The sequence below is a fragment of the Kosakonia radicincitans DSM 16656 genome (assembly GCF_000280495.2).
GTDB classification, from domain to species: domain Bacteria; phylum Pseudomonadota; class Gammaproteobacteria; order Enterobacterales; family Enterobacteriaceae; genus Kosakonia; species Kosakonia radicincitans.
The window spans coordinates 3,730,121-3,742,652 of record NZ_CP018016.1 but is presented as its reverse complement, the minus strand read 5'-3'; the positions used below and the strand labels follow the sequence as shown (position 1 = coordinate 3,742,652).

The window sequence follows — 12,532 nt, the reverse complement described above, 5'->3', positions numbered from 1 at the left end:
GGTATCTCACAGAGATCGCCATTCCATCAGCCAGCGCTTCAACAACATCTAAATGAATAATGGAGAGATTAAGAATTTTCTGTTTCGTTGATATTTTGTTTGGTTAAGAATGTTATCTACAGGCCGCGTGTCAGATTATCCGGGATTTTTATGAAACTTAAGGGAAAACGCAGGACGGTATTTATCGTACTGGCGGTCGTCATTTTACTGGCCGTCTTTTGGCTGTGGGGAAAATTAAACGCGCCGGTGGTGCAGTATCAGACGCTGATTGTCCGCCCTGGCGAATTGCAACAGAGCGTACTGGCGACGGGCAAGCTTGATGCATTACGTAAAGTTGACGTTGGCGCACAGGTGAATGGCCAGTTAAAAACGCTGTTGGTCAATATTGGCGATAAAGTCAAAAAGGATCAGTTGCTCGGGGTTATCGATCCTGACCAGGCAGAAAACCAGATCAAAGAAGTGGATGCCACGCTGATGGAACTGCGCGCGCAACGCCGTCAGGCGCAGGCGGAACTGAGGCTGGCGCAGGTGACACTGGCGCGTCAGCAACAACTGGTGAAACGCAATCTTATCTCCCGCCAGGATCTGGATACCTCGGCCACCGATGTGGCAGTCAAAGAGGCGCAGATCGGCACTATTGATGCACAGATAAAGCGCAACCAGGCGACGCTGGATACCGCGAAAACCAATCTCGACTACACACGCATTCTGGCGCCGATGGCCGGTGAGGTGACGCAAATTACCACCTTGCAAGGGCAAACGGTGATTGCGGTGCAACAGGCGCCGAACATCCTGACGCTGGCCGACATGAGCACTATGCTGGTTAAAGCGCAGGTTTCAGAGGCGGATGTTATCCATCTGAAACCCGGACAAAAAGCGTGGTTCACCGTGCTGGGCGATCCCGGCACCCGCTATGAAGGGGTACTGAAAGATATTCTGCCGACGCCGGAGAAGGTCAATGACGCTATTTTCTATTACGCCCGTTTTGAAGTGCCGAACCCGCAGGGCATATTGCGCCTGGATATGACCGCGCAGGTGCATATTCAACTGAACGGCCTGAAAAATGTGCTGACCATTCCACTGGCGGCGCTGGGCGATCCGGTTGGTGATAATCGCTATAAAGTGAAAGTGCTGCGCAACGGTGAAACCCGCGAGCGCGAAGTGATGCTGGGTGCACGTAATGATACCGATGTAGTGGTGGTGAAAGGGCTGGATGCTGGTGAAGAAGTGGTGATCGGCGAGCTGAATCGCGGGGCCGCGCAATGACGGTACTGCTGGAACTGAAGGATATTCGCCGCAGTTATCCTTCTGGTGACGAGCAGGTGGAGGTGCTGAAGGGCATTACTCTCAGTATCAATGCCGGTGAAATGGTGGCGATTGTCGGGACTTCGGGTTCCGGTAAATCGACGCTGATGAACATACTCGGCTGTCTGGATAAACCCTCCAGCGGTACATATCGCGTTGCCGGAACGGATGTCTCCACGCTTGGCGGCGATGCGCTGGAGCAACTGCGGCGTGAACATTTTGGTTTTATCTTCCAGCGTTATCATCTGCTTTCGCATCTGACGGCCGCGCAGAACGTTGAAGTGCCTGCGGTATACGCCGGAAGCGATCGTAAAGCGCGGCTGATACGCGCCAGAGAGTTACTGACGCGCCTCGGCCTGGGCGAGCGGACGGATTATCAGCCTTCTCAGCTTTCTGGCGGCCAGCAGCAGCGCGTCAGCATCGCCCGGGCGTTGATGAACGGAGGGCAGGTCATTCTGGCCGATGAACCCACCGGTGCGCTGGATAGCCACTCAGGCGAAGAGGTGATGGCGATCCTTCACCAGCTGCGCGATCGTGGGCATACGGTGATTATCGTCACCCACGATCCGCAAGTGGCGGCACAGGCTGAGCGAGTGATTGAAATTCGCGATGGCGAACTTATCAGTAATCCTCCGGCCCGTGAACGAGCGGTAACGGCGGGTAACCGCGATGCCGTGTCTGTGCAGGTGGGTGGGTGGCGGCAGTTTATCAGCCGTTTTCATGAAGCGCTGACTATGGCCTGGCGCGCAATGGCGGCGAATAAGATGCGCACGCTGTTGACCATGCTCGGCATTATTATCGGTATCGCCTCCGTGGTCTCGATTGTGGTAGTGGGCGATGCGGCGAAGCAGCTCGTGCTGGCGGATATCCGTTCGATCGGCACCAACACCATTGATGTCTATCCCGGTAAGGATTTTGGCGATGACGAGCCGCAATACCAGCAGGCGCTGAAATATGACGATCTGCTGGCGATCCAGAAACAGCCGTGGGTGCGATCGGCGACACCGTCGGTTTCGCAAAACCTGCGTCTGCGCAATGACAATATTGATGTCGCGGCCAGCGCGAATGGTGTGAGCGGGCAGTACTTTAATGTTTATGGCATGACCTTCAGCGAAGGCGCGTCGTTCAATGCCGAGCAGGAGAAGGGACGGGCGCAGGTGGTGGTGCTCGACAGCAATATCCGCCGCCAGCTCTTTCCCAATAAAGTCAGCGTGGTGGGTGAGGTTATCCTGGTCGGCAATATGCCGGCAACGGTGATTGGCGTGGCGGAAGAGAAGCAATCCATGTTCGGTAGCAGCAAAATCCTGCGCGTCTGGCTGCCCTACACGACCATCTCCGGGCGTATTATGGGCCAGTCGTGGCTAAACTCTATTACCGTTCGGGTGAAAGATGGCTACAGCAGTGAGCAGGCTGAACAGCAGCTCACCCGATTGCTGAATTTGCGGCACGGGAAAAAAGATTTCTTCGTCTGGAATATGGACGGGGTATTGAAAACTGCGGAAAAGACCACACGTACTCTTCAATTGTTCCTGACGCTGGTAGCGGTGATTTCCCTGCTGGTTGGTGGTATCGGTGTGATGAATATCATGCTGGTCTCTGTGACCGAGCGAACCCGCGAGATCGGCATCAGGATGGCGGTGGGTGCCAGAGCGGGCGATGTGTTGTCGCAGTTTCTGATTGAGGCGGTGTTTGTTTGCCTGGTCGGTGGTGCGCTCGGCGTAACGCTTTCGATGTTGATCGCGTTTACGTTGCAGCTCTTTTTACCAGGCTGGGAAATTGGTTTTTCACCGGTTGCGTTGATTACTGCCTTTTTGTGTTCAACGTTTACCGGGGTGCTGTTTGGCTGGTTGCCGGCACGCAATGCGGCGCGCCTGGACCCGGTGGATGCGTTGGCTCGCGAGTAATAAAAATGCCAGCCGATTGGGCTGGCATTTTAACTGCGGCATGTACACAATGAGGTTGCTGGCGTCAGGCCATGGCTTCCACTTCGACGGGCACGATAACGCTGGCGTGATTGCCTTTAGGGCCCTGGTGTACATCAAACCGGACTGTCTGTCCGGCTTTTAACGTTCTGTAACCATCCATCTGAATGGTGGAGTAATGCGCGAAGATATCTTCGCCGCCGCCTTCAGGGCAAATAAAACCAAACCCTTTGGCATTGTTGAACCACTTAACAGTACCCGTTTCCATGCTTCGACATCCTTCGTAAATCTTATTTAAGTAAGATGGAATGAACCGGTGGCAGAGCGAGTGGGCTGTTCAAAACCTCACCAACTCTCGACTGTACAATTTAGATAAATCGTATAATGCGTCAAGCGTTTGGCAGGGGTTCTGGGAGGCGGCGCATCAAAATTTTGAAGCAGTTAACGCTATGACAACAGAATGTGACAGCCGTCGCGGATGGCAACGATAGATGATTGTTATCTGACATCTGATGTAGATTAAAAATACATCTAGACTCATGTAATCGGCCGATTAAAGACCGCCGGAACCTGTAACCTAAGATGAAGCGCTAACGATGGGTAAGAGTAATAGCTGGCTCGATTTCGACCAATTGGCGGAAGAAAAATTGCGCGATGCGCTAAAACCGCCATCCATGTATAAAGTCATGTTAATGAACGATGATTACACGCCGATGGAATTTGTTATTGACGTGCTACAAAAGTTCTTTTCTTATGATGTAGAACGTGCAACGCAACTGATGCTTACAGTTCACTATCACGGCAAGGCTATCTGCGGTGTTTTCACCGCCGAAGTTGCAGAGACTAAGGTCTCGATGGTGAACAAGTATGCGAGGGAGAACGAGCATCCGTTGCTGTGTACGCTGGAAAGAGCCTGAATGCAGGCATGAAACTTGGGGGAGGTGCCCTATGCTCAATCAAGAACTGGAACTCAGTTTAAATATGGCTTTCGCCAGAGCGCGCGAGCACCGACATGAGTTTATGACCGTCGAGCACTTGTTACTGGCATTGCTCAGTAACCCCTCGGCCCGCGAAGCGCTTGAAGCGTGTTCCGTGGACCTGGTGGCGCTGCGGCAGGAACTCGAAGCCTTCATCGAACAAACCACACCCGTTCTACCTATGAGCGAAGAGGAGCGCGACACGCAGCCGACGCTCAGCTTCCAGCGTGTTTTGCAGCGCGCGGTGTTTCATGTTCAGTCCTCTGGTCGTAGTGAAGTCTCCGGGGCGAATGTGCTGGTTGCCATTTTTAGCGAGCAGGAGTCGCAAGCGGCTTATCTGTTGCGCAAACATGAAGTGAGCCGCCTCGACGTGGTGAACTTTATTTCTCACGGTACGCGTAAAGACGAACCGGGACCGTCATCGGATGCAGGTAGCAGCAGTAGCAGCCAGGTGAACAGCGAAGAGCAAGCAGGCGGGGAGGAACGTATGGAAAACTTCACCACCAACCTTAATCAGCTTGCTCGTGTTGGTGGCATCGACCCGCTGATTGGCCGCAGCAAAGAGCTTGAGCGCGCGGTGCAGGTGCTGTGTCGCCGCCGTAAAAACAACCCTCTGCTGGTTGGGGAGTCCGGGGTCGGTAAAACGGCGATTGCCGAAGGCCTTGCCTGGCGGATTGTGCAGGGTGACGTGCCGGAAATTATGGCCGACTGCACTATCTATTCACTGGATATCGGTTCGCTGCTGGCGGGTACCAAATACCGCGGTGATTTTGAAAAACGTTTCAAAGCGCTGCTGAAACAGCTTGAGCAGGACAACAACAGCATTCTGTTTATCGATGAGATCCACACCATCATCGGTGCAGGCGCTGCGTCCGGCGGGCAGGTCGATGCTGCTAACCTGATTAAGCCGCTGCTTTCCAGCGGTAAAATCCGTGTGATGGGATCGACTACCTATCAGGAATTCAGCAACATTTTCGAAAAAGATCGCGCCCTGGCGCGCCGCTTCCAGAAAATTGATATTACTGAACCGTCCGTTGAGGAAACGGTGCAGATTATCAACGGTCTGAAGCCGAAGTATGAAGCGCATCACGATGTACGTTACACGGCGAAAGCGGTGCGTGCAGCGGTGGAACTGGCGGTGAAATACATCAACGACCGTCATTTGCCGGATAAAGCGATTGATGTGATCGATGAAGCGGGCGCGCGTGCGCGTCTGATGCCGGTGAGCAAGCGTAAGAAAACCATCAACGTGGCGGATATCGAATCGGTTGTTGCGCGCATCGCGCGTATTCCTGAGAAAAGCGTTTCTCAGAGTGACCGCGACACGCTGAAAAATCTCGGCGATCGCCTGAAAATGCTGGTGTTTGGCCAGGATAAAGCCATTGAGGCATTAACCGAAGCCATTAAAATGAGCCGCGCAGGGCTGGGTCAGGACCATAAACCGGTCGGCTCCTTCCTGTTTGCTGGTCCAACCGGTGTGGGTAAAACCGAGGTGACCGTACAGTTGTCGAAAGCGCTGGGTATTGAGCTGCTGCGCTTCGATATGTCCGAGTATATGGAGCGTCACACCGTCAGCCGTTTGATTGGTGCGCCTCCGGGATATGTCGGCTTCGATCAGGGCGGTCTGCTGACCGATGCGGTGATCAAACATCCGCACGCGGTGCTGTTGCTCGATGAAATCGAAAAAGCGCACCCGGATGTCTTTAACCTGCTGTTGCAGGTGATGGATAACGGTACGCTGACCGATAACAACGGGCGCAAAGCAGATTTCCGCAACGTGGTGCTGGTAATGACCACCAACGCCGGGGTGCGTGAAACCGAGCGTAAATCCATTGGTCTTATCCACCAGGATAACAGCACCGATGCGATGGAAGAGATCAAAAAGATCTTTACGCCGGAATTCCGCAACCGTCTGGACAACATTATCTGGTTCGATCACTTGTCTACCGAGGTGATCCATCAGGTGGTCGACAAATTTATCGTCGAACTCCAGGTGCAGCTGGATCAGAAAGGCGTGTCACTGGAAGTCAGTCAGGAAGCCCGCAACTGGCTGGCCGAGAAAGGCTATGACCGTGCAATGGGGGCTCGCCCGATGGCGCGTGTTATCCAGGACAATCTGAAAAAACCGCTGGCCAACGAACTGCTGTTCGGCTCGCTGGTTGACGGTGGTCAGGTAACCGTGACGCTGAATCAGGAAAAAGATGTGCTGGAGTATGACTTCCAGAGTGCCCAGAAGCACAGACCGGAAACCGCCCACTAATCTCTGTCATTAACTCACAAAAACCGGGTCACTGAACCCGGTTTTTTTATGTCTGCGATTTGCCTGCTGGTGGCCGGATCAGATAAGTGTGTTATCCAGTAAATCAGGTTCCCGCCAGCGATCAGGATGAAGCCAGACGCGCATCAAACGAAAAAGGAAGCTCTTTTACTGATTTGAGTAACTTGCTGAATCCAGCGTGCTGTGGATTGAGGATGGCATTGTTTTCCAGAGGAATGACGCAGGAAGGAACTACCAGCGCGACGGCGCTGTTGGCTTCCAGCCAGGCGGTTCCCAGATCCATCGTTGAAAGCGGAGCCGGGTTTTCCTGCCAGTCCGGCGGCAGCCACTGTTTATCCAGATATTCAATCTCTTTATCGGGAATGTCGATACTGAACAGGCCGTACTGGCTAAGGATCGTGTCGCTGCGTACATGCACCAGCATTTCCAGCGCGGCGAGGGAAACGGATGAGGCAATATAAACCGCCGGGTGACCTTTGTGATTCCATCTGCCGCCATATTGATTCGCACCGCTGCCGGTCCAGGCTTCGCTGGCGTAGCGGCGCGACACAAGGCGATAAAAAATCACGCAAATACTCCGTGCTCCAGGCGGCCAATCAGATCGGTGACTTCCAGTGCGCCACTTTCAGTCGCAATCAGGGAGATAGGAGCAACGTTACCGAGGCCGCGTACCGGCGCTTGCAGCCAGGCGTACGCCATTTTTTTATCACCAAAAAACTGAACGGCGGCGTCGATCACGCGAACCAAGCGGGCGATCCGCTCGCTCTCTTCCGGCGTTAAGGTGCGTCCCGCGCTCTTACGGCGGGCGACATTGCGCTCGTTAATACCGGTGACACGCAGGATGTCGGAGCGAGACATCTCCGTCCACTCATGGATATTATCCAGAATGCTGACAGGCAAACCCTCATTCAACATCTGAACAAGTTTTATACCGCGGTTAGCGGGGAAACCGGCGAAACGCCAGAGTGCATTTTCAACCGGTTTTTGTTCCGGGCTCCAGGTTCTCATTTTTCCTCCTCTTTGCAGACATTTGTCATGGTTCAGTATAGACATTTGTCCTGAGTTGCGAAAGGAAAGAAGAACTCAGAAAAACAAAAGGCCGGGGTTTTACCCGGCCTTTAATATCAGGTGCACTTAGTTGTGCTGGCGGAAGATCTTAGCGGCTACGGAAGACAATGCGGCCTTTGCTCAGGTCGTACGGGGTCAGTTCCACAGTCACTTTATCGCCCGTCAGAATACGGATGTAGTTTTTACGCATTTTACCGGAGATATGCGCAGTGACCACGTGACCGTTTTCCAGTTCTACGCGGAACATCGTATTAGGTAACGTTTCAAGAACGGTACCCTGCATTTCAATATTGTCTTCTTTGGCCATCTAATCCTCGGGGGTATCACTACCATAATTTTTGAACCGGCAAGATAATGCCGAAGTTCGTGTGTTAAGTAAAGATTTGTGCTGATAAAACGCAGCAAAACGACTTTTGCCAGTTACCCTCACGCCACAGCCAGGACGCGCTAAATGCGCAACCGTAAAGGGGAGCGATGGAATAAAACGAAGGGCATCCCTGATACGAACGACTCCCGGATGGGGCGGGGCAACAGGCAAAAGCTGCTTTGAGCGTCCATTATAACACCCTGATAAAAAATGTGCCGAAAACATTATTCAGGAGATAAAAACAGCGTTCGCGGCACCCAAAAATGTGAAGGCAAAGGGACTGCACGCAATTCGGCAAGCTGGAGTAAATAATCTCTGCGCGGTATTTCTACTGCGCCCAGCGATGAGGTGTGATTATTCAGCACCTGGCAATCAATCAATTTGCCGCCCTGACGGAGAAACTCGTCGCAGAAAACAAGCAGCGCCGTTTTCGAGGCGTTAATGCGGCGGCTAAACATCGACTCGCCGCAAAACAGCAAGCCCTGCGCCACGCCGTACATTCCACCGACCAGTTCGTCGCCTTCCCACACTTCAATTGAGTGTGCATGACCAAGCTCGTGCAGGCGATGGTAGGCCATCACGATATCGGGCGTAATCCAGGTGCCTTCGTCGCGATCCTGCGCGCAACCGTCAATCACTTTGCCAAAGGCATGATTGAGGGTAACTCGGTAGGGAGAAGATTTATGAAAGCGTTTCATGCTGCGGCTGATATGAAACGTCTGCGGCCACAGTACGGCGCGCGGATCGGGCGACCACCAGAGAATCGGATCGCCGGGAGAAAACCAGGGGAAAATGCCGCGCTGATAGGCCATCAGCAACCGGGCCGGGCTTAAATCTCCGCCCAGCGCCAGCAGACCATTAGGTTCGCGTAGCGCCGCTTCAGGCGAAGGAAAAGCGATAGAGTGACGAGAAAGCTGAACCAGGCGCATGACAACAACGCTCCACAACGCGACAAGGGACCCCTTTTAATATCGTCATTTTGCCATTTCACTTTAATCGCGCTGCGGCAGAAGCGGCAAAATGACGAATATCAACTACAGACGCTGCTTAAACTGGTAATACCGACCCTGTTTCGCCATTAACGCTGCGTGATTACCTTGCTCAATTATTTGTCCGTTGTCCATCACAATTATGCGATCAAAAAACGCCAGCCCGCGCAGACGATGCGTGACCATTAACAGCGTTTTGTCTTTCATCACTTCACGAAGTAATTCAAGCACCTGGCTTTCTGTTTCAGCGTCCAGCCCTTCGGTTGGTTCATCCAGTAAGACCAGCGGAGCGTCATGCAACAGCGCGCGGGCAATTGCCAGGCGGCGCAATTCACCGCCGGAAAGCTGGCGACCACCTTCACCTAACCACGCGTTCAAACCGCCATCATCGAGCAGTTTTTCCAGCCCGACGCGCGTCAGCATCGCGCTTAACATTTCATCGCTGGCCTGCGGCGCCGCAAGCAACAAGTTATCTCGCAGCGTAGCGCTAAACAGATGTACGCGCTGTGGAACCATGCTAATGAGTGAACGCAGCGTTGCTTCGGCAATCTCGCTCAGCGGCCGATCGTTCAGCCGAATTTCGCCCTGCTGAGGATCCCAGGCGCGCGTAAGCAGTTGTAGCAGCGTTGATTTGCCGCAGCCGGTACGGCCCAGAATGGCGACATGTTCACCCGCGGCTATCGACAATGCGATATTCTCCAGCGCACGCTGCGGCTGCCCGGGATAGCTAAAAGCCAGATCCTTAAATTGCACCGCAACATGCTCTGATACAGGCATACTGGATTGTGGGAAAGTCACATCTGGCGGGCAGTCGGTGATTTGCGTAATGCGGGTGGCGGAAGCGATCACCTGGCCAAGGTGCTGGAAAGCGCCAGTAACCGGCGCCAGCGCTTCAAACGCCGCCAGCGCACAGAAGACGAACAGCGCGATTAATGCGCCTGGCTGCGTATTGCCGCCAACATCGCCGGAAGCAAACCATAGCATGACGATGACCGCTACGCCGCTAATCAGCAACATCAGCGCCTGCGAAACGGCACTCAGGTCAGACTGACGGCGCTGGGCGTCGTGCCAGTTTAACTCTGTATTCTCCAGTTGTTCACGGTAGCGCTGGCTGGCACCAAAAATGGTCAGTTCCGCCTGGCCCTGTAACCAACTGGTTAATTGCTGACGATACTGGCCGCGCAGAGCTGTCAGGTTCTCGCCGGTTGGTTTTCCCGCCCGGTAAAAGAGTGGCGGCAATGTAAGCAGCGTTGCCAGCATGATACCGCCGAGCATCAGCGCCAGAGAGACATCCAGAACGCTTAAACCGACCATCACCACAATGATGACCACCAGTGCGCCGACCAGCGGAGAGATGACGCGCAAATAAAGATGGTCGAGTGTATCGACATCGGCTACCACCCGGTTCAGCAATTCCCCCTGGCGAAAACGCGCCAGCCCGGCAGGGGAGAGGGGTAACAGTTTGCTGAAAGTGGCGACGCGCAAATGTTCCAGTACGCGGAAAGTGGCCTCATGGCTGACCAGACGCTCAAAATAACGTCCGGCGGTACGGGTAATAGCCGCGCCACGAACCCCGGCCGCAGGCAGCATATAGTTAAAACTGTAAAGCCCGGCAACGCCAACGACCGCAGAGGCCGACAGGAACCACCCGGAGAGCGTTAACAGCCCGATACTGGCCAGTAGGGTGATAATCGCGAGGATCACGCCCAGCAGCAACATCCATTTGTGGCGTTTATACAGCGCGAGATAAGGTAACAAAGCACGCATTTAAATCTCCTCCTGGCGGTGGGCGAGAAGGTCGGCAAACGTTCCCTGCGCCGTTGAAAGTTCCGCATAGCTGCCTTGCTCAATGATCTTGCCATCCTGCATCACCCAAATGGCATCCCATTCGTTCAGATTTTCCAGTTGGTGAGTAACCATCAACGTGGTTTGCTGGTGGGAAGATTCAGTCAACGCCTGCATAACCCGTTGCTCACTATGGGCATCCAGGCTGGCGGAAGGCTCATCCAGCAACAGTAATTTGCACGGTGAAAGTAGCGCACGGGCTACGGCGACACGCTGCGCCTGACCAACAGAGAGGCGTACGGCCTGGTCGGCAGGCTGCGTTTCCAGCCCTTCCGGCAACAGAGGTAAAAATTCGCTGACCCAGGCTTTATCCAGTGCCGTTTGCAGTTCAGCAGCGCTGGTATTTGGCCGCGCCAGCAGGACGTTTTCCCGTAACGTGGTTGCCGGAAGCTGTGGGTTTTGCCCCACCCAGCTTATCGCTTCGCGCCAGCTATCCGGCTCAAGCGCGCTCAGCTCAATCCCATTTACGCGCAGTGAGCCCTCATAGGGCAAGAAACCAGAGAGAACATTAATCAGTGAGCTCTTACCGGAACCGCTTTTACCTACCACTACCACACGTTTTCCGGCGGCAAGAGTGAAGTTGAGCGGCCCGGCGAGTTCTGCGCCTTCGGCAGACTTTATTATCAAATTGCTTGCGGTGAGTGTGACAGGCTCATCGCTTGCTAACCGGGTTTCACCGCGTTGTGGCTGAGCCAGCGGTGCTTCCATAAACGTTTTTAGGCTGTCGGCAGCGCCGATAGCCTGCGCCTTGGCATGATAGAAGGTACCCAGATCGCGTAGCGGCTGGAAAAACTCCGGTGCCAGCACCAGAGCAAGGAAACCGGCGAACAGCGTAACGCCGGTGCCATAATGACCAAAATTCAGCTCGCCGAGATAAGAGAAGCCGAAGTAGACCGCGACCAGCGCAATCGATAGCGAAGCGAAAAACTCCAGCACGCCGGAAGATAAGAAGGCCAGACGCAATACTTCCATAGTCCGGCTACGGAAATCCTGAGATGCGCGACGGATACTCTCGGTTTCCGCTTCACCGCGACCAAAGATACGCAGCGTTTCCATACCTCGCAGGCGATCAAGAAAATGACCGCTCAAACGCGCCAGCGCTTTAAAGTTACGGCGGTTAGCATCGGCGGCCCCCATTCCAACCATCGCCATAAACAGCGGGATAAGGGGAGCTGTACCGAGCAAAATAAGCGCGGCGGCCCAATTGACGGGGAATAAAGTGAGAACTATTAACAGCGGCACGCTGGCCGCAAGGGCCATCTGCGGTAAATAGCGGGCATAGAAATCGTGCATATCGTCAATTTGTTCAAGTATCAGCGTTGCCCAGCTCCCGGTGGGTTTACCCTGAATCCAGGCCGGACCCGCCTGGTGCAGGCGATCCAGCACTTGTCGACGGATTTCAAAACGAATGTGCGCCCCGGCATGAAATCCCACCCGTTCACGCAGCCAGACAACCCAACTACGCAGGATGAAGATCAGCACCAGTAAAGTGAAGGGTAGCAGCAACGCCTCACGCGGAATATTTTCCATAATCATATGATTAAGGATGCGCGCCAGTATCCAGGCCTGCGCCACAATCAGTGCGCCGCTGACCACGCCGAGAAGGCGGGAAAGCATTAACCAGCGGCGGGAAATAATGCTTTGCTGTTTCAACCAGCGAGTGAGTTCTTGTTGACGGGTTTTATTCATTGCGCGCTTAGCAGGTGAAGTTATCGGAATTTTTAGCTTGCGCAATGTTACATCGGGGCAAAAATAAAGGCGACTTATAGTCGCCTTTTTTA

At 54.0% G+C, this 12,532-nt stretch carries 11 protein-coding genes; 4 read left to right on the top strand and 7 right to left on the bottom strand.

Going from position 1 to position 12,532, the window contains the following annotated elements; all coding sequences use genetic code 11:
- Positions 1 to 150 precede the first annotated feature (150 nt).
- Both macA and macB read left to right on the top strand, forming a co-directional pair.
- Complete coding sequence (macA, locus tag Y71_RS18085; RefSeq protein ID WP_007374117.1) at positions 151 to 1,266, top strand: macrolide transporter subunit MacA; 1,116 nt, start codon at positions 151 to 153, stop codon at positions 1,264 to 1,266.
- Positions 1,263 to 3,209, top strand: a complete 1,947-nt coding sequence (macB, locus tag Y71_RS18080) for a macrolide ABC transporter ATP-binding protein/permease MacB (protein WP_007374118.1) — start codon at positions 1,263 to 1,265, stop codon at positions 3,207 to 3,209. The genes macA and macB overlap by 4 nt, the downstream gene beginning before the upstream one ends.
- A 64-nt stretch (positions 3,210 to 3,273) precedes the next feature.
- On the opposite strand, the gene cspD is transcribed toward macB, so the two are convergent.
- Positions 3,274 to 3,495 (bottom strand): cold shock-like protein CspD, encoded by a 222-nt coding sequence (gene cspD / locus Y71_RS18075; RefSeq protein WP_007374119.1) that lies wholly within the window; start codon positions 3,493 to 3,495, stop codon positions 3,274 to 3,276.
- Between the two features lie 328 nt (positions 3,496 to 3,823).
- Here cspD and clpS point away from each other — a divergent pair, with 328 nt between their 5' ends.
- Both clpS and clpA read left to right on the top strand, forming a co-directional pair.
- Positions 3,824 to 4,144 (top strand): ATP-dependent Clp protease adapter ClpS, encoded by a 321-nt coding sequence (gene clpS, locus Y71_RS18070; RefSeq protein WP_007374120.1) that lies wholly within the window; start codon positions 3,824 to 3,826, stop codon positions 4,142 to 4,144.
- A gap of 31 nt (positions 4,145 to 4,175) precedes the next feature.
- On the top strand, positions 4,176 to 6,464 hold the full coding sequence (clpA, locus tag Y71_RS18065) for an ATP-dependent Clp protease ATP-binding subunit ClpA (protein ID WP_035885867.1): 2,289 nt from the start codon (positions 4,176 to 4,178) through the stop codon (positions 6,462 to 6,464).
- Between the two features lie 121 nt (positions 6,465 to 6,585).
- Here the strand turns inward: clpA and Y71_RS18060 are convergent, their stop codons facing one another.
- The 6 genes from Y71_RS18060 to cydD form a co-directional block, all read right to left on the bottom strand.
- On the bottom strand, positions 6,586 to 7,050 hold the full coding sequence (locus Y71_RS18060) for an RES family NAD+ phosphorylase (RefSeq protein WP_007374122.1): 465 nt from the start codon (positions 7,048 to 7,050) through the stop codon (positions 6,586 to 6,588).
- Positions 7,047 to 7,490: an Xre family toxin-antitoxin system antitoxin gene (locus tag Y71_RS18055; RefSeq protein ID WP_007374123.1), complete on the bottom strand. Its 444-nt coding sequence runs from the start codon at positions 7,488 to 7,490 to the stop codon at positions 7,047 to 7,049. Before Y71_RS18055 ends, Y71_RS18060 begins: the two co-directional genes overlap by 4 nt.
- Before the next feature lie 148 nt (positions 7,491 to 7,638).
- Positions 7,639 to 7,857, bottom strand: coding sequence for a translation initiation factor IF-1 (gene infA / locus Y71_RS18050; RefSeq protein WP_001040187.1), 219 nt, complete (start codon positions 7,855 to 7,857; stop codon positions 7,639 to 7,641).
- Positions 7,858 to 8,141: 284 nt separating this feature from the next.
- Positions 8,142 to 8,846, bottom strand: coding sequence for a leucyl/phenylalanyl-tRNA--protein transferase (gene aat, locus Y71_RS18045; protein WP_007374124.1), 705 nt, complete (start codon positions 8,844 to 8,846; stop codon positions 8,142 to 8,144).
- A gap of 105 nt (positions 8,847 to 8,951) precedes the next feature.
- The gene (gene cydC, locus Y71_RS18040; RefSeq protein WP_007374125.1) at positions 8,952 to 10,673 is read right to left on the bottom strand and encodes a heme ABC transporter ATP-binding protein/permease CydC; all 1,722 of its coding nucleotides are present in this window, start codon (positions 10,671 to 10,673) and stop codon (positions 8,952 to 8,954) included.
- The gene (cydD, locus tag Y71_RS18035) at positions 10,674 to 12,440 is read right to left on the bottom strand and encodes a heme ABC transporter permease/ATP-binding protein CydD (RefSeq protein ID WP_007374126.1); all 1,767 of its coding nucleotides are present in this window, start codon (positions 12,438 to 12,440) and stop codon (positions 10,674 to 10,676) included.
- Between the last annotated feature and the right edge of the window lie 92 nt (positions 12,441 to 12,532).